The sequence below is a fragment of the Achromobacter xylosoxidans A8 genome (assembly GCF_000165835.1).
GTDB lineage: Bacteria > Pseudomonadota > Gammaproteobacteria > Burkholderiales > Burkholderiaceae_B > Achromobacter > Achromobacter xylosoxidans_B.
The window spans coordinates 1,573,321-1,598,630 of the sequence record NC_014640.1; the positions used below are offsets into that span (position 1 = coordinate 1,573,321).

Below are 25,310 nucleotides of genomic sequence, written 5' to 3' on the forward strand. Positions count from 1 at the left end.
GGTTTTTCGTTGCTGCGGAACCGCTGCGCCGACCTAGTGCGAGGAATCCAGCGCGCGGCCGTGGCCTTCCTGGCCGATCTGGTCGTGCAGTTCGGGGTTGGCCTGCAGGTTGCGCTTGCTCCAGCGCATGAAGACCACCATCAGCACGGCGACCACGGTGCCGAAGATGACGATGATGATGTTGATGGGCAGCTGCAGCCACAGCAGCAGCGTGTACATGGCGACCATCAGCAGGATGTTGAGCTGTTCGTTGAAGTTCTGCACGGCGATGGAATGGCCGGCCGACAGCAGCACGTGGCCGCGATGCTGCAGCAGCGCATTCATCGGCACCACGAAGAAGCCGGCCAGGCCGCCCGTGATCAGCAGCAGCAGGTAGACGCTCCAGGGCGAGTAGACCAGCGGCATCAGCAGCACGACCAGGCCCATCGCGGCGCCGACCGGCAGCACGGCCAGCGCGCGCCGCAGCGGAATGCGGCCCGCCAGGATGGAGCCGACCACCGTGCCCAGCGCAGCCACGCCCATCAGCATCGAGGCCTTGTCCAGTTGGTATCCCAGGTGGCTGCGGCCCCATTCGATGACGATCAGCTGCAGGGTGGCGCCGGCGCCCCAGAACAGGGTGGTGACGGCCAGCGAGATCTGGCCCAGCTTGTCTTTCCAGAGCACACAGACATAGCCCCAGAACGTGCGGATGAGCCGCACCGGGTTCTTCTGCTGCGGCGGGTAGCGCACGTGGGTATGCGGAATCAGCAGATTGCACAGCGCCGCCAGCAGGTAGACGAAGGCGATGACCAGGATCGCGGCTTCGGCCGGGGTGTGGACCAGCTTGCCGATGAAGGAATGGCTGAGCAGGGCGCTGGAGACAGAGGACGAAATCAGCACGCCGCCCAGCACCGTGCCCAGGATGATGGAGAAGACCGTCAGGCCCTCGATCCAGCTATTGCCCTTGACCAGCATGGTCGGGGGCAGCATTTCGGTGACGATTCCGTACTTGGCGGGGGAATAGGCCGCGGCGCCGATGCCGACAATGGCGTATGCCGCGCAGATCAGGTAGGTCTGGTACTGGGGGGCGACGCCGATGCTGGCATACGAGAACATCAGCATGCAGCCGACCACCTTCAGCGCGTTGGTGGAGAACATCACGCGGCCCTTGGGGAAGGAATCCGCCAGCGCCCCGACGAAGGCGGCCAGGACCACATAGGCCAGCGCGAACGACCACTTCATCATGGGCGCCATCCAGTCCGGCCCATGCAGCTCCTGTATCAAGGCGATGGCTGCAATGAACAGCGCGTTGTCCGCCAATGACGAGAAGGCCTGCGCGGCCATGACCAGATAGAAACCACGTTTCAAGAATGTCCCCGTTCTCAGGCCTGGCCCCGGCCAGTCCGCGTGAAAATTTATGTGTCGCGCAAAAAAGTGTCAGGGAGTATAGCCGGACCTCAGGTGGCGGCCATTGAGCGTTTGCCCGCGGGTTGACCGCCGGCAAGCCTCAGGGACAACTCGTCTTGACCCTTGCTGACGTTTGGGGACAGACTGCCTGCGGTATCATACGACCCATGTGTAAGCCGGCCCTCCAGGGGCCGGTTTGCAATCTGTGCGGCAGGTCCGTTAACGCCTTTCGTTCAACCCACCCCGTCGTCATCGTATTGTGCGTCTTACTCAGCTAAAACTCGCCGGCTTCAAGTCCTTCGTCGATCCCACCGTGATTCCCGTGCCCAGCCAACTGGTGGGTGTGGTGGGTCCCAATGGCTGCGGAAAATCGAACATCATTGATGCCGTGCGCTGGGTGCTGGGCGAGGCCAAGGCCTCGGAACTGCGCGGCGAGTCCATGCAGGACGTCATTTTCAACGGCTCCGGCAACCGCAAGCCGGCGGCGCGGGCCTCGGTGGAAATGGTGTTCGACAACAGCGAGGGGCGCGCCGCCGGCCAGTGGAGCACCTACGCGGAAATCGCGGTGCGCCGCGTGCTGACCCGCGACGGCACCAGCAGCTACTTCGTCAACAACCAGCAGGTCCGCCGCCGCGACATCCACGACATCTTCCTGGGCACCGGCCTGGGCGCCCGCGGCTACGCCATCATCGGCCAGGGCATGATCAACCGCCTGATCGAGGCGCGCCCCGAAGAACTGCGGGTGTTCCTGGAAGAGGCGGCCGGGGTGTCGCGCTACAAGGAACGGCGCCGCGAGACCGAAAACCGCCTGTCCGACACGCGCGAGAACCTGACCCGCGTCGAAGACATCCTGCGCGAACTCAACAGCCAGCTGGAAAAGCTGGAGGCGCAGGCCGAAGTGGCCACGCGCTACCGCGAGCTCCAGGCCGACGGTGAAAAGAAGCAGCACGCGCTGTGGTTCCTGAAGGAAACCGGGGCGCGCGAAGAACGCGCCAAGAAGGCCCAGGAGATGGCGCAGGCCCAGAACGAGCTGGAAGCCGCCATCGCCGGCCTGCGGGCGGGCGAAGCTGCGCTGGAGTCCCGCCGCCAGGCCCATTACGCCGCCAGCGACGCGGTGCATACCGCCCAGGGCGGGCTGTACGAGGCCAACGCGCAGGTCAGCCGCCTGGAAGCCGAAATCCGCCACGTGGTCGATTCCCGCAACCGCCTGCAGGCGCGCCGCGACCAGCTGCAGCAGCAGATCGGCGAGTGGACCGCCCAGCGCGAACATTGCACCGAACAGATCGCCCAGGCCGAGGAAGACCTGGCCGCGGGCGCCGCCCGCACCGAAGAGGCGCGGGCCAAGGCCGAGGACGCCCAGGCCGCGCTGCCGGCCGTGGAGCAGCGGGTGCGCGAAGCCGCCTCGGGGCGCGACGAGATGCGCGCCGCGCTGGCCCGCGTCGAACAGAATCTGGCCCTGGTGGCCCAGTCGCAGCGCGACGCCGACCGCCAGATGCAGGCGCTGGACCAGCGCCGCGAGCGCCTGCAGCAGGAATTGCGTGAACTGCACAGCCCTGATCCGGTGCGCCTGGAGCAACTGGCCGGCGACCGTGTCGCCGGCGAGGACCAGCTCGAGGAAGCCCAGGAAGCGCTGGCCACCCTGGAAGGCCGCGTGCCGGAAGCGGATGCCGAGCGCAGCCGCGCCCAGGCCGCCGCCCAGACCGACGTGCAGAACCTGGCGCGCCTGGAGGCCCGCCTGTCGGCCCTGGTGAAGCTGCAGGAAGACGTGCAGAAGCAGGGGGCGCTGGAACCCTGGCTGGCCAAGCATGAGCTGGCCGGGCTGTCGCGCCTGTGGCAGAAGCTGCACATCGAACCCGGTTGGGAAACCGCCCTGGAAGCCGCCCTGCGCGAGCGCATGGCCTCCATGGAAGTGCGCAACCTGGATTGGGCCCGCGCCTTCGCCGAGGATGCGCCGCCAGCCCGTCTGGCCTTCTACCAGTTGCCGGTCGCGGCGCCGGCGCCCGCCGCGCCTGCCGGCCTGACGTCCTTGGCCAGCCTGCTGCGCATCACCGATCCCGACCTGCGCACACTACTCAACGAGTGGCTGGGCGGCATCTACACGGCCACCGACGTGACCCAGGCCCTGGCCATGCGCGCCAGTCTGCCCGCGGGCGGTGCCTGCGTGGTCAAGGCCGGCCACCTGGTCGACGCCCACAGCGTGCGCTTCTACGCGCCGGATTCCGAGCAGGCCGGCCTGTTGGCGCGCCAGCAGGAAATCGAGAACCTGCAGCGCGAGATCAAGGCGCAGCAGCTGATTGCCGACCAGGCGCGCGCCGCGGTCGCCCGCGCCGAAGTCGCCTGGCAGCAGGTGTCCCAGGCCATTGCCCCGGCGCGCCAGCGCGTGGCGGAAGTCACTCGCCGGGTGCATGACATCCAGCTGGAGCACTCGCGCCTGCAGCAGCAGGCCGAGCAATCCGGCGAGCGCGCCTCGCGACTGCGCCAGGACCTGGAAGAAATCAAGGTCCAGGAAGAGGACCTGCGCGCTGCCCGCGAAGAGGCCGAGGCCCGCTTCGAGGCTCTGGACGAAGAGCTGGCCGAACACCAATCCCGTTTCGCCGATGCCGAGATCGACGGCGAAACCCTGGCGGCCCAGGCCGAAGCGGCCCGCGCCGGCCTGCGCGAACTCGAACGCGCCGCCCAGGAAGCCGAATTCGCCGAACGCGGCATCCAGGTCCGCATCACCGACCTGCAGCGCAACCAGCAATTGGCCGCCGACCAGAGCCAACGCGGCAGCGTCGAATTGGAGCAGTTGCTGGTGGACCTGGCCGAGCTGGACGCCTCGGCCTCCCAAGCCGGCCTGCAGGACGCCCTGGAAGCGCGCGCCGAGCGCGAGGAAGCGCTGTCGCGCGCGCGCCAGGAACTCGAAAACCTGGCGGCCCTGCTGCGCGGCGCGGACGAAGACCGCCTGCAGCAGGAACAGACGCTGGAACCGCGGCGCGCCCGCATCATGGAATTGCAGTTGCAGGAACAGGCCGCCCGCCTGGCCGAGGAGCAGTTCACCGAACAGCTGAATGCGCGCGAAGTCGACCGCGAGGCATTGGCCCAGGACCTGGCCAACCAGTCCGACGAATGGCGCCGCGCCAGCTGGCTGCAGTCCGAAGTGGGCCGCATTTCGCGCCAGATCGAATCCCTGGGCTCGGTCAACCTGGCCGCGCTGGACGAATTGAACACCTCGCGCGAGCGCAAGGGCTTCCTGGATTCGCAAAACCAGGACCTGATGAGCGCCATCGAGACCCTCGAGGACGCCATCCGCAAGATCGACCGCGAGACGCGCGAGCTGTTGCAAGAGACCTTCAACGTCGTCAACGGCCACTTCGGCGAGCTGTTCCCCAAGCTGTTCGGCGGCGGCGAGGCCAAGCTGAGCATGACGGGCGAGGAAATCCTCGACGCCGGCGTGCAGGTCATGGCCCAGCCTCCGGGCAAGCGCAACAGCACCATCCACCTGCTGTCCGGCGGCGAAAAGGCCCTGACCGCGACCGCCCTGGTGTTCGCGCTGTTCAAGCTCAACCCCGCGCCGTTCTGCCTGCTGGACGAGGTGGACGCGCCGCTGGACGACGCCAACACGGAACGCTACGCGAATCTGGTCGCCAACATGAGCGAGCAGACCCAGTTCCTGTTCATCTCGCACAACAAGATCGCGATGCAGATGGCCAAGCAACTGATCGGTGTAACCATGCAAGAGCAAGGGGTTTCGCGTATCGTTGCGGTAGACATAGACTCGGCCGTCCAGATGATGGCCTCCGAAGCGGCATAAACCCAATATTCAGAAGGGCGTCGGGGTTTCGGCGCGGGATTTATACATGAGTGATTTGCAGATCGGGCTGATAGCCCTGGGCGTATTGCTGATACTGCTGGTGCTGGGATTCAACTGGTGGCAGGACCGGCGTGTCCGGCGCAAGATGCAGACCCATTTCCCCTCCACCGAACAGGATCCGCTGTTGGGGGCGGGCGCGGCAACCGGCGCTGCGTCGGCTGCGGGCGCCGCGGCGGCGCGCCGCGAACCCGGCATGGGCGGCGAGACCCCTCGTGCCCAGCCCGGCCAGCCGGCGCCGGTCGATCCCGGCAGCGATGCCGACGATACCGAAGAACCCGATCCCGCCTGCGAAGTGGTCATCGAGATCAACTTCGCCGACACCGTGCGCGGCGCCGACTTGCTGCCCTACATGCAAAGCCTGCGCCACGTCGGCCGCAAGCCCATGCGCGTGTTCGCGGAAACCGACCAGCGCCGCCACCGTGCGCGTGTCCATGCCGGCGAATCCTATGCGTCCATGCAACTGGCCGTGCTGCTGGCCAACCGCAGCGGTCCGCTGACCGCCATCGAATGGTCCCAAGCCTGGGCCCGCGCCCAGGACATGGCCGAGCGCTTCGACGCCACCATTGAAGGTCCGGACCAGCAGGCCGTGCTGGAGCAAGGCGCCCGCCTGGACGACACCTGCGCCGCCCTGGATACCCAGGTCGGCCTGACCTTGTTGCTGGGCACGGCCCAACCCGCCGCCGAAGTGCTGTCGGTGGCGCGCGACCTCGGTTTCGTCTCGGACGGCAGCCGCCTGGCCTGGCCGGCGGAAAATGGCGTGGCCCGCTTCACCCTGGCGCGCGGCGACGGCGCGGCGTTCGATGCCGGCATGGGCGGAATCGAACGCCTGTACCTGCTGCTGGACGTGCCCTGCAGCCCGGCGGACGAGCGCGCTTTCGGCCGCATGGTCGATGTGGGCCGCGACCTGGCTGCCCGCCTGCGCGCGGACCTGGTCGACGATCAGGGCAAGCCGCTGGCCGATGGTTCGGAAACGGTCATCGACGAGCGCCTCCAGGTGCTGTTCGGCCAGCTTGAACAAGCGGGCCTGCCCGCCGGCAGCGAGCGCGCCCTAAGGGTGTTTGCGTAAATGAACAGCACGTCTGGCGGTGAAAGCGCGGCGCAGGCCGCGGCGCGCTTGCGCGCCGAAATCGAACAGCACAACGTTCGCTATTACGTCTACGACGAACCGTCGATCTCGGATGCCGAGTACGACGGACTGATGCGCGAACTGCAGGCCCTGGAGGCCGAGCATCCGGAACTGGTGACGCCGGAGTCGCCCACGCAGCGCGTGGGCGCGGCGCCCGTCTCCGCCTTTGGCAGCGTGCGCCACGTGGTGCCGATGCTGTCGCTGGGCAACGCCTTCGACGAAGAGGACGTGGCGGCTTTCGACCGCCGCGTCACCGACACGCTGCGCGGCGCGGGCCTGCTGGGTCCGGCGCAGCAAGCCGATTACTTCTGCGAACTCAAGCTGGACGGGCTGGCGATCAGCCTGCGCTACGAGGATGGCCGCCTGGTGCAGGCCGCCACCCGCGGCGACGGCCAGACCGGCGAGGATGTCACCTCGAATATCCGCACCATCAAGGCGATCCCGCTGCAGCTCAAGGGGACCTTCCCCAAGGTGCTGGAAGTCCGCGGCGAAGTCCTGATGAACCGCGCCGACTTCGAAAAACTGAACCAGGCCCAGGCCAAGCGCGACGAAAAAGTCTTCGTCAATCCGCGCAATGCCGCCGCGGGCAGCCTGCGCCAGCTGGATCCGCGCATCACCGCCAAGCGGCCGCTGCGTTTCTTTGCCTATGGCTGGGGTGAGGTGCAGGGCTTGGCGGGCACGCAAGGCGGCCTGTTCGCCGAAGCGTCGGCGGGCGCGGCCGAGGCCTCGCAGTTGCCCGAGAAATCCCATGGCGCCATGCTGGATTGGCTGGCCTCGCTGGGCCTGCCGGTCAACGTCAAGCACAACCACCGCGCCAGCGGCGCCGAGGGCCTGATGGCCTTCTACGCAAAGGTCGGCAAGCTGCGGCCCGAGTTGCCCTACGACATCGACGGCGTGGTCTACAAGGTGGACTCGCTGCCGGCGCAAAAGGTGCTGGGCTTCGTGGCGCGTGCGCCGCGCTTTGCGCTGGCGCACAAGTTCGCCGCGGAAGAGGCCACCACCACCTTGCTCGATATCGAGGTGCAGGTGGGCCGCACCGGCGCCATCACGCCGGTCGCGCGCCTGAAGCCGGTGTTCGTGGGCGGGGTCACCGTCACCAACGCTACGCTGCACAACGAAGACGAGATCCGCCGCAAGGACGTGCGCATCGGCGATACGGTCATCGTGCGCCGCGCGGGCGACGTGATTCCCGAAGTGTTGGGCCCGGTGCTGGAAAAGCGGCCAGACGACGCGCGCGAATTCGTCATGCCCACGGCCTGTCCGATTTGCGGCTCCGCCATCGAACGCCTGGAAGACGAGACCATCGCGCGCTGCACCGGCGGCCTGTTCTGCGGCGCGCAGCGCAAGCAGACGCTCTGGCATGCCGCCAGCCGCAAGGCGCTGGATATCGAAGGCCTGGGCGAGAAGCTGGTGGACCAGCTGGTCGACAGCGGCCGGGTCAAGACCCTGGCTGACCTGTACAGCCTGCGCCCGCTGGAGTTGGTGGGGCTGGACCGCATGGGCCAGAAGTCCGCCGACAATCTGGTGGCCGCCATCGACAAGGCGCGCGCGCCGGCCTTGAACCGCCTGCTGTACGCGCTGGGCATCCGCCACGTGGGCGAGACCACGGCGCGCGACGTGGCGCGCCATTTCGGCAGCATCGACGCCATCATGGACGCCGATGAGGACGCCTTGTCCTCCGTGCCCGATGTGGGTCCGGTGGTGGCGGCCTCGATCCGCCGCTTCTTCGCCGAGCAGCACAACCGCGACGTGATCGAACAGCTCAAGGCGCAGGGCGTGAATCCCGTGGCCGAGGCGGCGCCGCAAGCGACCACCCTGGCCGGCAAGACCTTCGTGCTGACCGGCACCCTGCCCAACTGGACGCGCGAAGAAGCCTCGATGCGCATCCAGGCCGCCGGCGGCAAGGTCAGCGGTTCGGTGTCCAAGAAGACGGCCTATCTGGTGGCCGGCGAAGATTCCGGCAGCAAGCTCGCCAAGGCGCAAGAATTGGGCGTGACGGTGCTGGATGAAGACGGACTGAAAACCTTGCTGGGCGAGCAGGGCGGCTGAGGCCGTCCTGCCGCCCGATCCAGATCAGATGGTGCTGCGCGGCATCATGTCGCGGATGGCGGCGGCCGCGCGCTGCAAGGCCGGCAGATGCTGCCGCTTCAATTCCTCGGGTTCGCGCGATCCGAGCACCATGCTGACGCTCAGGCCCGCCACGGCCTTGCCTTCGTGGTTGTAGAGCGGCACGGCCACGCCCGCAAAACCGTCCACCAATTCGCTGACCGAAATGCAGTAGCCGTCCTGGCGCACCTGCCGGATCAGCTTGCGCAAGGCGCTGCGCGACACCGTCGTGTAGGGCGTCAGGCGCTTGAGGTCCGCGTTCTCCAGGTACTCGTCGAGCGCTTCGTCATCCAGCGTGGATAGCAGCGTGCGGCCCAGCGAATGGGCGTAGGCGGGCAGGCGGCTGCCTACCGACAGGTCCAGCTTGAGCAGCTTGGGGCCTTCCTCGCGCGCCAGGAATACGACGTGTTGCCGGTCCAGCACGCCCAGCGAGCAGGTTTCGCCCACGGTCTGCGCGACTTCGCGCATGGTCGCGCGGGTCAGCTTGGGCAGGCTGAGCGAAGCGAAATAGGCGTATCCCAGGTCCATGACCTTGGGCGTGGGCGAGAAATCCCTGCCGTCCTGGCGCACATAGCCCAGCTTTTCCAGCGTCAGCAGGATGCGCCGCGATGCCGCGCGCGTCACGTCCAGCTGTTCGGCAGCTTCCTGCACGGTCACGCTGGCCACGCCCGTGGCGTAGATCTGCAGCAATTGCAGGCCATTGGCCAGGCTGTCCAGAAACTCCTCTTTCCTTTCTTTCGGTTCCGGCAATGTCGTGTCCATGTATCGGCGGTCTTGTCGTTGGAAGTTCGATTGTAGTTTGACATCCGCCGCAATCCCCATAAAATGCCAATTAGCGAACAATTGTTCGTTAATTAGATGGGTCGACCAGGGCACACGCCTGGTACGTCCCGCAACAACGGAGACATGCCATGTGCAGGAGACTACTGAGCGCCTTGGGCGCATGCGCCCTGGCGGCGGGAATGGCGGCCACTTCCGCCGCCAGCGCGGCCGAGGCCTATCCCAGCAAACCGATCCGCTTCGTGGTGCCCGCCGCGGCCGGCGGGCCCACTGAGATCGTCACCCGCCTGCTGGCCGAACGCATGACCCAGAGCATGGGCGTGTCGGTCATCGTCGAGGCCAAGCCCGGAGCGGGCGGCAACATCGGCGCGGACGCCGTGGCCAAGGCGGCCCCGGACGGCTACACCATCCTGATGGGCACGATAGGCACCAATGCCATCAACCAGACCCTGTACAAGTCCATGCCGTTCCAGCCGCTGAAGGACTTCGCGGCGGTAACGCAGGTCGTGTCGTATCCACTGGTCGTGGTGGTCAACCCCAAGCTGCCCATCTACTCGGTGGCGGACCTGATCGCCTACGCCAAAGCCAACCCCGGCAAGCTCAACCGCGCCTCGGGCGGCAGCGGCACTTCGATGCACATGTCCGGCGAGCTGTTCAACGAGATGGCGGGCGTGCAGATGCAGCACATCCCTTACAAGGGCAGCCTGCCCGCGCTCACCGACGTGATCGGTGGGCAGGCCGACCTGGCCTTCGACAGCCTGGTCATCGCCCAGCCCCTGATCAAGGCCGGCAAGCTGCGCGCCATCGCCGTGACCGGTCCGCAGCGTTCCCCGGCCGCGCCCGACGTGCCGACCGTGGCCGAAACCCTGCCTGGCTACGCCATGACGTCCTGGATAGGCGTGTTCGCGCCCGCAGGCACGCCGCGCCCCATCGTCGAACGCCTGCAGCAGGAAATCGCCCGGGCGCTGGCCGATCCCCGCGTGCGGGAGCAATTGGTGTCTCAGGCCGCCGACCCTGTAGCCAGCAAGCCCGACGACTTCGCCCGCTTCACCGCCGACGAAACCGAGAAATGGGCGCCCGTGGTCAAGGCTTCCGGCGCATCGGTTTCCTGAATCCCCAAAGAGGAGTGACACATGCAGTCCATCGATTTTCAGGCCCGCCGCAAGCGCGTCGCCCAGCACGCGCGCGAACTCGGCTTTGACGCCTACCTGGGCACCCGCCAGGGCGCGCTGCATTACCTGAGCGGCGCGTTCATGCCCTGGCGCGGCGCCGTGCTGGTCACCGCCGACGGGCATTGCGAGTTCATCTACTGGGCCATGGACGCCTCGCGCGTGCGGGCCGAAGGCCATCAGATGGAGATGTACGAGTTCGAGTTCTCGGACTTTCCGCAACTGATACGCCAGCGTCTGGAGCACCACGGGTTGACGCGGGGCAAGGTCGCGCTGGACCTGTCGCACCCGGGGGCGGCGCAGGTGGCGCCGGGCATGCTGACGGCCGCCGAATACTTCGACCTGACCAGCCATTTGCCCGACATCAAGTTCGAGAATGGCGTGGACGTGATCGACGACGTCATGCTGATCAAGGACGCGGCCGAGATCGAGCGCCTGCGCCATGCGGCGGAGGTATCGGACTACGGCTTCGAGCAGGGCATGAACGCGGTGCGGGCCGGGGCGACCGAGAACGAGATCGCCGGCGAGATCGAGCGTGCAATCCGGCGGCGGGGCAGCACCTGGTCTTGGGCCGTGACGGGCGGCACCGAAGTCGGCGCGGGCGAGCGCACGGGCTTCCTGCGGGGCGTCACCCAGCAGGCGACGGACCGCGCGATCCGGCCGAACGAATTCGTGATCCTGGACCTGCATCCGCTGCTGGATCTCTATATGGCCGATACCGCCTTGCCCGTGTTCCTGGGCAAGCCGGACCCGGCGCAGAGCAAGCTGATCGATTGTTGGGAAGAAACCGTACAGACCATGTTGGCGTCCCTGACGCCCGGCAGGCCGATAGCGGAGTGTGCCAGCCGTGGCATCGCCGTGTTCGAAAAGCATGGCTTGAGCGAGTTCGGCCTGCCCCTGTTCGGCCATGGCCTGGGCACCTGCGCGCGTACCCGGCCCTTCATCAACCTGCGCAGCCGCGACCTCGTCACGCCCGGCATGGTGGTGGCGCTGGGCACGCACCTGTACCGCCCGGGCCTGGGCGGCATGCGGCTGGAGTACCCGGTGTTGATCGGCGAGCACGGCGCGGAGCCGCTGGTGCGCACCGAGGCCCGCGTGCACCGTCTTCCCTGAACCTAGGCAGGAGCCCCATGATGAATGCGATACCCCTGAGCCCGCTGATCGGCGCGGCCGTGCATGACGTGGATCTGGAAACGCTGGACGACGCGGCGTTCGAGGATGTGAACGCGCTGTTCCTGCGCCATCAGTTGCTGGTTTTCAAGAACCAGCGCCTGTCGCCCGAAGGCCAGTTGCGCTTCAGCCGTCGCCTGGGCGAGCTGGATATTCACGTGCTGGCCCAGTACAACCACGCTGAGTATCCCGAGATATTCGTGCTGTCCAACGAGGTCAAGAACGGCGTGCCGGCAGGCATCGCCGACGGCGGTTCGTACTGGCATTCGGATTTCGCCTTCCGCGAATGTCCGGCCAAGGCCACCATCCTCAATGCCCAACTGATACCGCCGGAAGGCGGCAACACCTTGTTCATCAATATGTACCGGGCCTACGAGGAACTGGACGGCGCCGTCCAATCCCAGCTGGCGGGCCTGCAGGCAGTGCACCGCTACCGGCCCAAGAACACCAGGGCCGAGGAGGGCACCCAGGTGAAGATGGACGCCAGCCAACTGGCAGGCACGCCCGACGTGGAACACCCCATCGTGCGCACGCATCCGGAGACGGGTCGCAAGGCGCTGTATGTGCACCCTGGCATGACCGCCGAAGTATCCGGCTGGGGCGAGGCGGACAGCCAGGAACTGCTGGAACGCTTGTTCGCGCATTGCACGCAGGAGAAGTACCAGTACGCGCTGCAATGGGAACCGGGCGACGTGGTCATGTGGGACAACCGCTGCGTGATGCACAAGGCCACCACCCGCGAACTGCCAGCCAGCATGCGGCGCACGATCTACCGCACGACGGTCATGGGCGAGCGTCCCGTCTAGGAGCCGCCGGTGGCCGCAAACCAGCTCATCGATCATGCCGCTGGCGTGGCGCAGGTCGACTCCCTGCCGCTGGACAGTGGCGAGGCCTTGGCGCCAGCCCGGCTGGCCTGGGCCCGCTACGGCCCGCCGCCAGAGCGCGCGCGTGCCGTGGTGTTGCTGCTGCATGGCATATCGGGCAGCCAGCAGGCCTTGAGGACGGACGAGGGGGAGGTCTATCCCGATGCCGGCTGGGCCAGCCCCTGGTTGGGGCCGGGGGCGGCGCTGGACACGCGCGACACCTGCGTGCTGGCGCCCAACGCACTGGGATCGTGCTTTGGCAGCAGCGCGCCGACCGGCGCCGCGGCCAGCGCGTTTCCAGCCGTATCGATCGCCGATGGCGTGCGCCTGCAGGGGGAATGGCTGCGCGCGATCGGCGTCGAACGGCTGGATGCCGTGGTGGGCTATTCCTTTGGCGGTTACCAAGCTTTCCAGTGGGCGGTGGCCGCGCCGCTATCCGTCGGACGGGTCGTGGCGCTGGCCTCGGCGCCGCGCGGCGGCGGCAGCATGGCGGACGCGCAGCGCCTGCGGCGACTCGCTGCTGCGATTGACTCGGACGATGCGGATGCGTGGAACGAATGGGTCGAACTGCGCTGTGCGACCTTGCGCCGCTACGGCTATGCCCGGTGGCTGGCCGACGCTGGCGAGTCCGACGTGGCGCCGCGCTTGCGGGCCGAGGCTGGGGCCTGGGCGGCGAGCTTCTCGCCTTGGTCCATGGCGGCGCTCAGGACGTCGGCCTGCCGCTACGACGCGCGCGGCGCGCTGCTGGAGTCGGCCACACCCATGCGCTGGCTGCGTTGCGCGTCGGACGAGCTGTTCGCGCCGGATGATCCGGCCGCCCAGGCGCAGCTCCCGTATCCCGGCAATGTCGTTCAGGTGAGTGTGGCGGGGCGCTACGGTCACCTGTCACCGCTGCTGGAGGGGCCTCTCTGGAATGCCCATCTGAGGCAGGCGCTGGCCTAGCGGGCGGGGAGCCGGCCCGGCCCAGGAAATGCAGGCGAAAAAATGCCCGCTTGCGCGGGCATTTTTCATCTGTGCGGCAAGGCTTACTGGATCTTGGCCTTTTCGCGCAGTTCCTTCTGGTAGTCGGCCAGGGTTTGCTGGCGCAGCATTTCTTCCAGCTGCGGGCGCACCTGGTCGAGCGGCGGGAATTCCACCGGACGGGTGTCGTCGACCATGATGATGTGCCAGCCGAACTGGGTTTGCACCGGCTTGTCGACCAGTTCGCCCTTCTTCAGCTGCGTCACGGCTTGCGCGAACGGCTGGACGTAGTTGGTCGGGGGAGCCCAACCCAGGTCGCCACCCTTTTCGGCGCTGCCGGGGTCCTTGGAATTCTTCTTGGCCAAGTCGTTGAACTTGCTCTTGTTGCTCTTGATCTGGGCCAGCAGGTCGTTCGCCGTCTTCTCGTCTTCGACGAGGATGTGGCGGACCTTGTATTCCATCTTGCCGGCCTGTTCCTTCTTGATCTTCTCGTACTCAGCCGTGACCTTGGCGTCCGACACCGGGTGCTTGGCCAGGTAGTCGGCCATCAGGGCGCGGACCAGGATGCCTTGGCGGGCCAGCTCGACTTCGGTCTGGACGTCGGCCTGCTTGGCGATGCCGCTGGCTTCGGCGGCTTGCACGAAGATCTGGCGGTTGATCATTTCCTGCTTGACCTGTTCGCGCAGTTGCGGCGAATCGGTGGCGCCCTGGCTGACCAGCAGCTTGACGAATTGATCCAGGCTCTTTTGCGGAATGGCCTTGCCGTTGACGGTAGCCACGTTCTGAGCGAAAGCCGGCACGGCGATGACGCAGGCTGCAGCCAGCATGACGATGCGTTTCATGAATATCCTTTTACTTTCTATTTGGGAGCCTGGGCATCTAGCGCAAGCGCATGAATCGGATAGGGGATCAAATCTTGCAAATGATGATACACCAGCCTATGCCGCGCAACGGCCGAGAGCCCCGCAAAGCAAGGCGCTACGATGATCACGCGATAGTGGCCGGCGCCGTTTTTACTGCCTTCGTGGCCGGCATGCAAATGCGAGTCGTCCAGGATGTCCAGGCTGACGGGTTCCAGGACGGCTAGCCGCTCCCGGATCAGGGAAATGCGGTCGGTGGTGTCTGACATGGAGGTATAGGTTTAGTTCCGGCGCGGGCAGGGGGCGCGGGCCGGGGAATCGGACGGCTTCAGGGCTGGCGGGGCGGGGTGTCGGAGGAGGGGGCCTGATCCTCCGTCTGGATGTGCTTGCCCAGCCAGATCGACTGGCCGATCACGAAGACCACCATCAGGCCCATCAGGCCGAAGGCCTTGAAGCTGACCCATTGAGATTCGGTGAAATGGCCGGAAAACGCCACGTACAGGTTGAGCGCGCCCGCGATCAGGAAGAAGCCGGCCCAGACCAGGTTCAGCCGCTCCCAGGCGGCGTCAGGCAGCTGGATCTGCTTTTCCATCAGGCGGCGGATCAGGTTGCGGCCGAACAGCAGGCGCGCAAACACCAGCGCGCCGCCGAATAGCCAATACAGCACCGTGGGCTTCCACTTGATGAAGACGTCGCTGTGCAGCCAGATCGTGGCCCCGCCGAATACCAGGATGACGGTCAGGTTGATCCAGTGCATGGCCTCGGTGGCGCGGCCCGTCGCCTTCAGCCAGACGATCTGCAGCACGGCCGCGGCCATGGCGACGCCCGTGGCGATGAAAATGTCCGTGTACCGATAGGCAATGAAGAACAGGAACAGCGGAAACAGGTCGAACAGGAACTTCTTCATTCAGTCTTCTATGGGTTCAAACGTCATCGACAGGGAATTGATGCAATAGCGCAGTCCGGTGGGCTCGGGGCCGTCGGGGAAGACGTGTCCCAGGTGCGAGTCGCAGACGTTGCACAGCACTTCGGTGCGGACCATGCCGTGGGTGGTGTCGCGTTCTTCGCGCACCAGTTCCGGATCCAGCGCCTGGAAATAGCTGGGCCAGCCGCAGCCGGCATCGAATTTGGTGTCGGAAGCGAACAGCGCCGTGCCACAGCCCACGCAGCGGTAGATGCCGTGGCTGAACGTATTCCAGTAGCGCCCGGTGAAGGCCCGTTCGGTACCCTTTTCACGGGTGACGACGTATTCTTCGGGGGAAAGCTGGGCACGCCATTCGGCGTCGGATTTTCGTACTTTGTCCATATGAGCTCTTGGAGTCCCGATGCCCGAAATGGTTCGGGCATAATCCCGCCCCATGTTAATCGAGTTTGACCAGGCGGTTGTTTCCACGCCCCAGGCGCAAGTGCTGAATGGGGTGAGCCTGACGCTGGCCGAACGCCGCATCGGCATCGTCGGTCCCAATGGCGCCGGCAAGAGCACGCTGGCGCGGCTGATCAACGGCTTGGTGCTGCCTTCCGCTGGCAGCGTCAGGGTGGGCGGGCTGGACACCCGCCGCGACCTGAAGGCTGTCCGTCGTCAGGTCGGTTTCGTATTCCAGAATCCCGAAAATCAGATTGTCTTCCCCATCGTCCGCGAGGACCTGGCGTTCGGCCTGAAGCATCTGGCCCCGGACCGGCAGCAACGCGAAGCCCGCATCGACGCCCAATTGGGCCACCTGGGCGTGGGCCATCTGGCGGACCGGACCAGCCACACGCTGTCCGGCGGCGAACGCCAACTGGTGGCGCTGGCCGCGGTGCTGGTGATGGAGCCGGCGCTGATCGTGTTCGACGAACCCACTACCCAGCTGGATCTGCGCAACCGTAATCGTGTGCGCGATGCCATTGCGGGCCTGCCCCATGACGCCATCGTCGTCAGCCACGATCTGGAGCTGCTGGAGGATTTCGACCGGGTCGTGGTGGTGCGCGACGGCAATATCGCGGCCGACGACAAGCCGGCCGCCGCGCTGCGCTGGTACCGGGAGCACTGCGCATGATGGAACCGCTGTACGTCGCGGGCGACTCCTTCCTGCACCGGCTGCCGGCGTGGCTGAAGCTGTTGGCCCTGATGGCGGCGGGCGCGGGCCTGTTCCTGTTGCGTGACCCGCGTTGGCTGGCGCCAGCCTTCCTGGCGGCGGCCGCGCTGGTCTGGTCCACGGGCGTGGCCGCAGCCACGGTCTGGCGCCAGGTAAAAGGATTGGCATGGGTGCTATTGGCCGTGGGCGCGTTCACCGCCTGGTTCCAGGGCGGGATGGAGGCGCTGGCCGTGCTGCTGCGCGTCGCTGCGATGGTCGGGCTGGCATTGGCTGTCACGCTCGCCACCCGCACGTCCGATCTGATCGCCGTCTGCGAAAAGGCGCTGATGCCGCTTGAACGCATGCGGCTGGTGGATGCCGGCAAGGTCGCGCTGGCCCTGGCGCTGGCCCTGCGTTTCGTGCCCGAGATCTGGCGCAATTTCCAGGAAATCCGCGAAGCGCAGGCGGCCCGCGGGCTGGGCGCCAATCCGGTGGCGCTGATCGTGCCCCTGATCGTGCTGACGCTGAAAAGGGCGCAGGAAGTATCCGAAGCAATAGACGCGCGCAGCCACTGAGGGCTGCGCGCCCTGTTCCATCTCCCAAAGGGGAAAAACCGTGAAATCCAGTAATACCGTGCTGATTGCGCTGTTCGCGGCGCTGATCGTGGTCCTGAGTCTGATTCCGCCGATTCCGCTGCCGGCCATCCCGGTGCCGGTGACGCTGCAGACCCTGGGGGCCATGCTGGCGGGCGCGATGCTCGGACCCGTCCGCGGCGCGCTGGCCTGCCTGCTGTACCTGGCGCTGGCGGCGGTCGGGCTGCCCGTGCTGCCGGGCGGCCGGGGAGGGCTGGGCGCCTTCTTTGGGCCAACGGGCGGCTTCCTTGTCGGCTTGGTAGTGGGCGCCTTCGTGACGGGCTGGCTGGCGCGCAGCCTCGCGGGACGCGCCGTCGGCGGCTGGGCGAAGTTCGCCGGCTATGTGGTCGCATGCGTGGTCGGCGGCATCGCCGTGGTCTACGCCTGCGGCGTGCCATGGCTGGCCGCGGTGACGAAGATGGGCCTGGCCAAGGCGGCGATGGCGGTAGCCGTATTCCTGCCCGGCGACTTGGCCAAGGCCGTGGTCGCGGCCTGGGTAGCGTCGCGGGTTGAGCGCGTGTGGCCGATGTTGGGGCGCTGAGACGCGCGCCGCTTTCCAAGGGAATCCCCCAACTGACGGCTGGCGAACTTATCTAGTACAAGTTCGCCATTAACGAATGCGTTTGCTAAAACGTGTTTCGGGTAGCACATCAGGGAATTACCGGAGTTGCGCATCGTCATCTGATACTGTTTTAACCCTATAATATTTTTTTCTGTATAACTTTAACTAGGCTCGCCTTAGCCTCGACCGAGGCGCCCAAGAGCCACCACAGGAGACAAAAATATGCGCAAGCACTTCGGCTTGTCCGCGGCGGCTGCCGCCATTGCCCTGGCCCTGCCGCTACTGGCGAGCGCCCAGGTCAAGGTTGGCGTGACCGTGTCCAGCACCGGCCCCGCCGCGTCGCTGGGTATCCCCGAGCGCAACACCGTGGCCCTCCTGCCCAAGGAAGTGGCCGGCCAGAAGATCGAATGGATCGTCCTGGACGACGCTACCGACACGACGCAAGCCGTCAAGAACTCGCGCAAACTGGCCACCGACGACAAGGTCGACGTGCTGATCGGCACCTCGGTCACGCCGGGCTCGCTGGCCATGGTCGACGTGGCCGCCGAAGCCAAGGTGCCGATGATCAGCGTGGCCGCCAGCGCCAAGATCGTCGAGCCCGTGGACGACAAGCGCCGCTGGGTCTTCAAGACCCCGCAGAACGACGCGCTGATGGCCGGCGCCCTGGCTGACGCCATGGCCAAGTCCAAGGTCAAGACCCTGGGCTTCATCGGCTTTGCCGACGCCTACGGCGACGGCTGGCTGGACGTGATGCAAAAGGCCGCCAAGGCCAAGGGCATCGAAATCGTCGCTATCGAGAAGTACAGCCGCACCGACACCAGCGTGACGGGCCAGGTGCTCAAGCTGGTCGGCGCCAAGCCTGACGCCATCCTGATCGCGGGCGCCGGCACCCCCTCGGCCCTGCCGCAGAAGGAACTGAAGGCCCGCAACTACGGCGGCACCATCTACCAGACCCACGGCGCCGCCAACAACGACGTGCTGCGCGTTTGCGGCAAGGACTGCGACGGCATGCTGCTGCCCGCCGGCCCGCTGCTGGTCGCGGCTCAGTTGCCGGACAGCAACCAGGTCAAGAAATCGGCCCTGGCCTATGTGGAAGCCTACGAAAAGGCCAACGGCGCCGGTTCCACCAACACGTTCGGCGGCCACATGTGGGACGCCGGTCAGTTGGTCGTGGCCGCACTGCCGGTGGCGTTGAAGTCGGGCGCCAAGCCCGGCACGCCGGAGTTCCGCGCCGCCATGCGCGACGCCCTGGAAGGCGTGAAGGACCTGGCCGCCTCGCAAGGCGTATTCAACATGTCGCCGACGGACCACGCCGGCTTTGACGAGCGCTCGCGCGTGATGGTCAAGGTGGAAGGCGGCAAGTGGGTCTACCAGCCCGGCCTGTAATCCCCAGGATCGCCCGATCCAAGGGTGCATAAAGCGCGGCGGCGCCCGCCGCGCGGCACCCCAGCAATGCTTCGCACCGGCCTTTCCGGCCGGTGTGTCGTATCAGTGTCCCGGGTGCGGCCGGAACACCAGAATAAATAAGGTTGTTAGATGGATTCCACAATTGCGCTGATCCTGCTGCAAGACGGTGTCGTCAACGGCGCCATCTATGCCCTCCTGGGCATGGCTCTGGTGCTGGTATTCGCCGTTACGCGCGTCATTTTCATTCCCCAGGGCGAGTTCGTGGCGTTCGGCGCCCTGACCCTGGCCATGCTGGTGGACGGCAAAGTGCCGGGCACCGCCTATCTCCTGCCGCTGCTGGGCGTCGTCTGCCTGGCGCTCGAGCTGCTGCGCGCACTGCGCACCCGTAGCGCCGCCGCGCTGCCCAAGGCCATCGCCACCTGTGTGGTCCTGCCGCTGGCGCTGCTGTGGCTGACCGTGACCTACACCGCACCCGGCAATTCGCTGTGGCTGAACATGCTGCTGACGCTGCTGCTGGTGATCCCTATGGGTCCGATGGTCTACCGCATCGTCTACCAGCCGCTGGCCGAAGCCACCGTGCTGGTGCTGCTGATCGTTTCCGTGGCCGTGCACTTCGCGCTCACCGGCCTGGCGCTGGTGTTCTTTGGCGCCGAAGGCTGGCGCACTCCCGCCTTCGTCAGCGGACAGATCGACCTGGGCTTCATGACCTGGTCGGCGCAAAGCCTGTTCGTGGTGGCGACCTGCGCCATCCTGATCATCGGCCTGTGGCTGTTCTTCGGCAAGACGCTGTATGGCCGCGCGCTGCGCGCCACGGCGGTCAATCGCCGCGGCGCCCGCCTGGTCGGCATCAGCACCACCATGTCCGGCAGTCTGACCTTCACGCTGGCGGTTGCCATCGGCGCCATGTCCGGCATGCTGATCGCGCCCATCACTACGGTGTATTACGACACCGGCTTCCTGATCGGCCTGAAGGGCTTCGTCGGCGCCATCATCGGCGGTCTGGCCAGCTACCCCGTGGCCGCCGCGGGCTCGCTGCTGGTGGGCGTGCTGGAATCCTTCTCGTCCTTCTGGGCCAGCGCCTATAAGGAAGTGATTGTCTTCACCCTGATTATCCCGGTTCTGGTGTGGCGTTCGTTCAGCACCCATCACGTGGACGAAGAGGAATAAACGTCATGAACCGCATTTTGCTCGTCCTCTTTCTCGTCGTCCTGGCGGGCCTGCCGCTGGTGTCGGCCACGCCCGAATTCTGGGTGACGCAACTCAACTACATCGGGCTGGCCAGCCTGGTGGTGCTGGGACTGGTGCTCCTGACCGGCGTGGGCGGCCTGACCTCGTTCGGCCAGGCCGCGTTCGTGGGCCTGGGCGCCTACACCACCGCCTTCCTGACCACGCAATACGATGTCTCGCCCTGGCTGGCGCTGCCGGCCGGGCTGGTCCTGACGGCCGTCGTGGCCTACCTGCTGGGCGCCATCACCCTGCGCCTGTCGGGCCACTACCTGCCGCTGGGCACCATCGCCTGGGGCCTGTCGCTGTACTTCCTGTTCGGCAACATCGACTGGCTGGGCAAGCATGACGGCATCGCCGGCATCGAGCCCATCAGCATCTTCGGCATGTCGCTGGCCAGCGGCCGCCACATCTATTACCTGATCTGGGTGTTCGTGCTGCTGGCGCTGTGGGCGACCCGCAACCTGCTGAACTCGCGTCCCGGGCGCGCCATCCGCGCGCTCAAGAGCGGCGCCGGCATGGCCGAATCCATGGGCGTGAACACCGCTGCCTACAAGGTCGTGATCTTCGTCTGGGCGGCATTGCTGGCCTGCGTGTCCGGCTGGCTCTATGCGCACATGCAGCGCGCCGTCAGCCCCAGCCCGTTCGGCATCAACTACGGCATCGAATACCTGTTCATGGCGGTGGTCGGTGGCGCCGGCTACGTCTGGGGCGCCTTGCTGGGCTCCAGCGTCATCCTGGTGCTGAAGGACCAGTTGCAGAACCTGTTGCCCAAGCTGCTCGATACCAACGCCAACTTCGAGATGATCGTCTTCGGCGTGCTGCTGATCCTGATGCTGCAATACGCCCGCAACGGCCTGTGGCCGATCCTGGCGGGCTGGTGGGGCAGCATCACCGGCGCCGACGGATCGCGCCGGAACCTGGCGCCGCCCGCGCCGGCGCCGGCCCTGCCGACGCGCGCGCGTCCGCAAGCGGGCCAGGTGGTGCTCGAAGTGGATGCCATCCGCAAGGAGTTCGGCGGCCTGGTCGCGGTCAACGACATTTCCTTCAAGGTCGCCTCCGGCGAAATCATGGGCCTGATCGGCCCGAACGGCGCTGGCAAGAGCACGACCTTCAACCTGATCAGCGGCGTGCTGCCGGTGACGCGCGGCAAGGTCACCTTCATGGGCCAGCGCATCGACAGCCGTTCGGCGCGCGAGATTGCCAAGCTGGGCGTGGGCCGCACCTTCCAGCACGTGCAACTGCTGCCGGGCATGACGGTGCTGGAGAACGTGGCGCTGGGCGCGCACCTGCGCTCGGACGTCGGCGTGCTGGCGGGCGCCTTGCATTCGGATCGCGCCCGCGAGGCGCAGCTGTTGCACGAAGCCGCCGAACAGATCAAGCGCGTCGGCCTGGGCGAGTACCTGTACGAGCAGGCGGGCAACCTGGCGCTGGGCCAGCAACGCATCCTGGAAATTGCGCGCGCCCTGGCCTCCGACCCGGTATTGCTGCTGCTGGACGAACCCGCCGCCGGCCTGCGCTACAAGGAAAAGCAGGACCTGGCGCGCGTGCTGGAACAGTTGCGCGCCGAGGGCATGAGCATTCTGCTCGTCGAACACGATATGGATTTTGTGATGCGTCTGACCAACCACCTCGTGGTGATGGATTTCGGCACCAAGCTGGCTGAAGGCGTGCCGGCCGACGTGCAAAAGAACCCGGCGGTGCTGGAAGCCTACCTGGGCGGCATCGATGACGACCTGCCCGAAGCGGACCAGGCCAAACCCGTGTCGGCAGGAGGCGTGTGATGAGCGCTCCCGTACTCGAAGTCACCAACCTGTCCGCCCGCTACGGTAAGGTGGGCGCGCTGGTGGGCGCCTCGCTCACCGTGCCCGCTGGCAGCATCGTTACCGTGATCGGCGCCAACGGCGCCGGCAAGTCCACCATGCTGAACGCCATGATGGGTGCGCTGCCGCAGACCGGCCACGCGGCCGGTACCGTGCAGTACGCCGGCACCGACGTGTCGGGCTGGCAGGTCGAACGCCGCGTCGCGGCCGGCATGTCGCTGGTGCCCGAGCGCCGCGAACTGTTCGGCACCATGTCGGTGGAAGACAACTTGCTGCTGGGCGGCTTCCGTCGCTACCGCGCCCGCGAAAGCGGCTGGCGCGACACGCTGAACGAAGTGTTCGACCTGTTCCCGCGGCTGCGCGAGCGCCGTGCGCAGCAGGCCGGCACCCTGTCGGGCGGCGAACGCCAGATGCTGGCCGTCGGCCGCGCGCTGATGGCCAAGCCCAACCTGTTGATGCTCGACGAGCCCAGCCTGGGCCTGGCGCCGCGCATCGTGCGCGAGATCTTCCACATCATCGCGCGCCTGCGCGAGACCGGCGTGGCGATCCTGCTGGTCGAACAGAATGCACGCGCGGCGCTGCAAGTGGCCGACTACGGCTACGTGCTGGAAACCGGCGAAGTCATCCTGCACGGTCCGGCGCGCGAACTGGCCGGCGATCCCAAGGTCATCGAAAGCTATCTGGGCCTGGGCAAGGGCGGCGAGCAAGGCTGATCGACCTCGTGCGCACGAAGGGCCGGACGCCGCAAGGCATCCGGCTTTTTTTATCGCTCGAAGACTTCGACCACCCGGAAGCGTTCGCATGCCAGCATCATGTCCGGCGCATAGCCGCCGTTGCGGTCGAAGTAGGCGATGTGCGCGTCGCGCCAGGCCTCGTAGGGGCCTTCCCCTTCGGCCAGCGCGAACGCTTCATCGACCTGGTCGAAGCGCTGGATCAATACGCTGAGCGTCTCGATCACGCAGGCGGGGCGGCCCAGGCCGTCCAGCACCACGTCGCGCCGGCCGGCCTGGGGCACGGGTTCCTGTTCATTGAAGTCGCGCAGCGCGCCGCAGGTGGCCGTTTTCGTGCCGGCCAGCACCAGCGCCAGCAACTCGTCGGCCAGTTCGGGCGAATCGCCGAACTGGAAGGTCACGGCGTTTTCATAGGGGGCGGGCGGTTTCATGCCAGCGGGGTCCATTGCAGTATCAGCTCCTGTCCCATCGCGGGATCGGAAGTGGAAGGGGCGCCGGTTTCGATGCGGCCGGCCAGGCGGCGAGTGTAGGCGGGGTCGCCGTTGTCGCGCACCGTCAGGTCATACCAGCCTGCGCTGCGGGTCAGGTCCCAGGCCAGGCTGACCGCCTCGCCCGCAGCGAGCGTGGCGTCGTCTTCGCGGGGATAGCCATACGCGTTGGCCTCCACCCGGAACGAGCGGGCCTGCGAGGTGGGATTATGCAGTGTCAGTTGCAGCGACGCGCCTGGCCCCTGGTAGTTGGCCCTGACTTCCAGGGATGGCGGGCCAGCGCGGCCCGTGCAATGGCGGTGGAAGCCGTTGGGCCCCAGCACCCATAGATCGTAGCGACCCTCGTCGGCGGCGGTCTGCCATGTGCCTTCGAGCTGCTTGCCGGCTTCCACGGTGTAGCGGCGGGGGCCGCGCTTCAGATGCAGCCGGTCGTACACATGCAGCACCGCGCCCGCCGCGCCGGTGTTTTCGAAGCGCAGCGTCACGCTCTTTCCATCCGCAACCGCATGGACCTGCAGCGCGTAGGGCAGAGGACGCGATGGGCGCGTGCCAGTCTGCTGCCGCGCCAGCCCCGGCTGCAGCGGCGCGGGTGGCGTGACCGTGCCGGGCAGCGCCGATGCCAGTCCGGCGCGTTCGGTCGTGGCTGGCAAGCCGCTGGGCAGGCCAGCGCCGTCTGGCGCGGCGAAGTCGAAGATCGATGTGAGGTCGCCGCAGACGGCGCGGCGCCACGGCGAGATATTGGGCTCGGCCACGCCGAAGCGCTGCTCGATGAAACGCAGCACGGAAGTGTGGTCGAACACCTGGGAATTGACCCAGCCGCCCGTGGTCCAGGGCGACAGCACATACATGGGTACGCGAGGGCCCAGGCCGTAGACGCCGTGCAGGTGGGCGAGGGTATCGTCCTTTTCCGCGCCGGCGACGATCTCGTGATACTCGCCGCGGGTATCCGCCGTGGAGGCTCCGGCCAGCGCGCCCGAGGCATCGCGCGAGGGCGGCGCGGGCGGCGGCATATGGTCGAAGAAGCCGTCGTTCTCGTCGAACATCAGCAGCAGGACGGTCTTGCTCCAGACCTCGGGGTTGGCCGTCAGCGCATCCAGCACGCGGGCCGTGTAGTCGGCGCCCTGGGCCGGGCTGGACGGGCTGGGGTGCTCGGAGCCGGCCTTGGTCGCACAGATCCAGGACACTTGCGGCAGGGTGCCGTCCAGCACGTCCTGGCGCAGCAGGTCCAGGTCGCGGGTGGTGAGCGCCTTGTCCTTCAACGCGGCCACTGACCCGGGCAGGCCTTGATAGGCATCGCGGTAGGCCTTGAACCCGGCGGTGGGGTTCAATGAATAGTTGTCCGCCATGTTCTGGTAGATGCGCCAACTGACGCCGGCCGCCTCCAGCCGCTCGGGATAGGTCGTCCAGGTATAGGCGCGCGCCGGATCGCCGCCGGTGAGCTTGTTGTAGGTATTGCCCAAGGCCGGACCGTTGCCGCGGCCCAGGCCGTCGTTGGTGCCCGTCCAGACGAACAGCCGGTTGGTATTGGTGCCGCCGGTGAACGAGCAGTGGTAGGCGTCGCAGACCGTGAAGGCGCGCGCCATGGCGTACTGGAAGGGCATGTCCTCGGCTGAGAAGTACGCCATCGAGTGGTTCTTCTTGGCGGCCGGCCAGTTGCCCATGCGGCCTGCGTCCCACGCGTCCTGGGCGTTGGACCAGGTGTGCGGCGTGCTGGCCACGCGCATGGTCTCGAAAGCTTCGCGCGTATCCAGGTGGAAGGGCAGCACCGTGCGCGGCGCGCCTTCATCGGGTTTGTCGTTGTACTGCGCCCAGACGGTGCGACGGCGCGCGTCCGGGCTGTCCGGCACGGGTATGGGAAAGCGGTCGCCGAACCCGCGCACGCCCGCCAGTCCGCCGAAATAATGGTCGAACGAGCGGTTCTCCTGCATGAAGACGACGATGTGCTCCACGTCGCGGATCGTGCCCGTGCGGCGCGCGGCCGGGATCGCGAGCGCGCGGCGGATGGAGGCGGGCAGCAGGGCCAGGGCGCTGCCGGCGCCGGCCAGCGAGGCGCCGCTGCGGAGAAAGTCACGTCGGGTCTGCATGAGGCATTCCTGAGAACGAAACTGCCCGCACA

Annotated in this window: 22 protein-coding genes; 14 read left to right on the forward strand and 8 right to left on the reverse strand. The window is 66.8% G+C overall.

All coding sequences use genetic code 11. The features are described 5' to 3' along the window. Positions 1–33 precede the first annotated feature (33 nt). The gene (lplT, locus tag AXYL_RS07380; protein ID WP_013392165.1) at positions 34–1,347 is read right to left on the reverse strand and encodes a lysophospholipid transporter LplT; all 1,314 of its coding nucleotides are present in this window, start codon (positions 1,345–1,347) and stop codon (positions 34–36) included. Positions 1,348–1,645: 298 nt separating this feature from the next. Between lplT and smc the strand changes: the two genes are divergently transcribed. Genes smc through ligA form a run of 3 tightly spaced genes read left to right on the forward strand, consistent with a single transcriptional unit; the run spans position 1,646 to position 8,414 of the window. Continuing rightward, positions 1,646–5,179: a chromosome segregation protein SMC gene (gene smc / locus AXYL_RS07385; RefSeq protein WP_013392166.1), complete on the forward strand. Its 3,534-nt coding sequence runs from the start codon at positions 1,646–1,648 to the stop codon at positions 5,177–5,179. Between the two features lie 46 nt (positions 5,180–5,225). Beyond that, on the forward strand, positions 5,226–6,305 hold the full coding sequence (locus AXYL_RS07390) for a cell division protein ZipA C-terminal FtsZ-binding domain-containing protein (RefSeq protein ID WP_013392167.1): 1,080 nt from the start codon (positions 5,226–5,228) through the stop codon (positions 6,303–6,305). Next, entirely contained in the window at positions 6,306–8,414 is a 2,109-nt protein-coding gene (gene ligA / locus AXYL_RS07395) for an NAD-dependent DNA ligase LigA (protein WP_013392168.1), read from the forward strand. Between the two features lie 24 nt (positions 8,415–8,438). Here ligA and AXYL_RS07400 read toward each other — a convergent pair whose 3' ends face one another. Further along, positions 8,439–9,233 carry an IclR family transcriptional regulator C-terminal domain-containing protein gene (locus tag AXYL_RS07400; protein ID WP_013392169.1) on the reverse strand — a complete coding sequence of 265 codons (795 nt, stop codon included), beginning with the start codon at positions 9,231–9,233 and terminating at the stop codon, positions 8,439–8,441. 149 nt (positions 9,234–9,382) lie between these two features. Between AXYL_RS07400 and AXYL_RS07405 the strand changes: the two genes are divergently transcribed. Genes AXYL_RS07405 through AXYL_RS07420 form a run of 4 tightly spaced genes read left to right on the forward strand, consistent with a single transcriptional unit; the run spans position 9,383 to position 13,395 of the window. Continuing rightward, complete coding sequence (locus tag AXYL_RS07405; protein WP_013392170.1) at positions 9,383–10,363, forward strand: tripartite tricarboxylate transporter substrate binding protein; 981 nt, start codon at positions 9,383–9,385, stop codon at positions 10,361–10,363. 21 nt (positions 10,364–10,384) lie between these two features. After that, positions 10,385–11,533, forward strand: coding sequence for a M24 family metallopeptidase (locus tag AXYL_RS07410; protein ID WP_013392171.1), 1,149 nt, complete (start codon positions 10,385–10,387; stop codon positions 11,531–11,533). Between the two features lie 17 nt (positions 11,534–11,550). Further along, entirely contained in the window at positions 11,551–12,396 is an 846-nt protein-coding gene (locus AXYL_RS07415; protein ID WP_013392172.1) for a TauD/TfdA dioxygenase family protein, read from the forward strand. Between the two features lie 9 nt (positions 12,397–12,405). Continuing rightward, a complete protein-coding gene (locus AXYL_RS07420) occupies positions 12,406–13,395 on the forward strand; it encodes an alpha/beta fold hydrolase (RefSeq protein WP_013392173.1) in 990 nt (329 codons plus the stop codon). A gap of 83 nt (positions 13,396–13,478) precedes the next feature. On the opposite strand, the gene AXYL_RS07425 is transcribed toward AXYL_RS07420, so the two are convergent. From AXYL_RS07425 to msrB, 4 genes are read right to left on the reverse strand one after another with little or no spacing between them, the layout of a single operon-like run. Next, a complete protein-coding gene (locus AXYL_RS07425; protein WP_013392174.1) occupies positions 13,479–14,255 on the reverse strand; it encodes a peptidylprolyl isomerase in 777 nt (258 codons plus the stop codon). A gap of 17 nt (positions 14,256–14,272) precedes the next feature. Next, the gene (locus tag AXYL_RS34275) at positions 14,273–14,542 is read right to left on the reverse strand and encodes a BolA family protein (protein ID WP_013392175.1); all 270 of its coding nucleotides are present in this window, start codon (positions 14,540–14,542) and stop codon (positions 14,273–14,275) included. 59 nt (positions 14,543–14,601) lie between these two features. Next, a complete protein-coding gene (locus AXYL_RS07430) occupies positions 14,602–15,180 on the reverse strand; it encodes a septation protein A (RefSeq protein ID WP_013392176.1) in 579 nt (192 codons plus the stop codon). Continuing rightward, complete coding sequence (msrB, locus tag AXYL_RS07435) at positions 15,181–15,579, reverse strand: peptide-methionine (R)-S-oxide reductase MsrB (protein ID WP_013392177.1); 399 nt, start codon at positions 15,577–15,579, stop codon at positions 15,181–15,183. A 52-nt stretch (positions 15,580–15,631) separates the two neighbouring features. Here msrB and AXYL_RS07440 point away from each other — a divergent pair, with 52 nt between their 5' ends. The 7 genes from AXYL_RS07440 (at position 15,632) to AXYL_RS07470 (ending at position 22,688) form a co-directional block, all read left to right on the forward strand. Further along, positions 15,632–16,309, forward strand: a complete 678-nt coding sequence (locus AXYL_RS07440; protein ID WP_013392178.1) for an energy-coupling factor ABC transporter ATP-binding protein — start codon at positions 15,632–15,634, stop codon at positions 16,307–16,309. After that, entirely contained in the window at positions 16,306–16,902 is a 597-nt protein-coding gene (locus tag AXYL_RS07445) for an energy-coupling factor transporter transmembrane component T family protein (RefSeq protein ID WP_013392179.1), read from the forward strand. Before AXYL_RS07440 ends, AXYL_RS07445 begins: the two co-directional genes overlap by 4 nt. Before the next feature lie 40 nt (positions 16,903–16,942). Then, positions 16,943–17,500 (forward strand): biotin transporter BioY, encoded by a 558-nt coding sequence (locus tag AXYL_RS07450; protein WP_013392180.1) that lies wholly within the window; start codon positions 16,943–16,945, stop codon positions 17,498–17,500. 243 nt (positions 17,501–17,743) lie between these two features. Then, positions 17,744–18,907: an ABC transporter substrate-binding protein gene (locus AXYL_RS07455; RefSeq protein ID WP_013392181.1), complete on the forward strand. Its 1,164-nt coding sequence runs from the start codon at positions 17,744–17,746 to the stop codon at positions 18,905–18,907. A 150-nt stretch (positions 18,908–19,057) separates the two neighbouring features. After that, positions 19,058–20,095 (forward strand): branched-chain amino acid ABC transporter permease, encoded by a 1,038-nt coding sequence (locus AXYL_RS07460; RefSeq protein WP_013392182.1) that lies wholly within the window; start codon positions 19,058–19,060, stop codon positions 20,093–20,095. 5 nt (positions 20,096–20,100) lie between these two features. Further along, positions 20,101–21,936: an ABC transporter permease subunit gene (locus tag AXYL_RS07465; RefSeq protein ID WP_013392183.1), complete on the forward strand. Its 1,836-nt coding sequence runs from the start codon at positions 20,101–20,103 to the stop codon at positions 21,934–21,936. Next, the gene (locus AXYL_RS07470) at positions 21,936–22,688 is read left to right on the forward strand and encodes an ABC transporter ATP-binding protein (RefSeq protein ID WP_013392184.1); all 753 of its coding nucleotides are present in this window, start codon (positions 21,936–21,938) and stop codon (positions 22,686–22,688) included. The genes AXYL_RS07465 and AXYL_RS07470 overlap by 1 nt, the downstream gene beginning before the upstream one ends. A gap of 50 nt (positions 22,689–22,738) precedes the next feature. Here AXYL_RS07470 and AXYL_RS07475 read toward each other — a convergent pair whose 3' ends face one another. After that, on the reverse strand, positions 22,739–23,137 hold the full coding sequence (locus AXYL_RS07475) for an ASCH domain-containing protein (protein ID WP_013392185.1): 399 nt from the start codon (positions 23,135–23,137) through the stop codon (positions 22,739–22,741). Beyond that, positions 23,134–25,278 (reverse strand): phosphocholine-specific phospholipase C, encoded by a 2,145-nt coding sequence (locus AXYL_RS07480; RefSeq protein WP_013392186.1) that lies wholly within the window; start codon positions 25,276–25,278, stop codon positions 23,134–23,136. Before AXYL_RS07480 ends, AXYL_RS07475 begins: the two co-directional genes overlap by 4 nt. Positions 25,279–25,310: the final 32 nt, after the last annotated feature.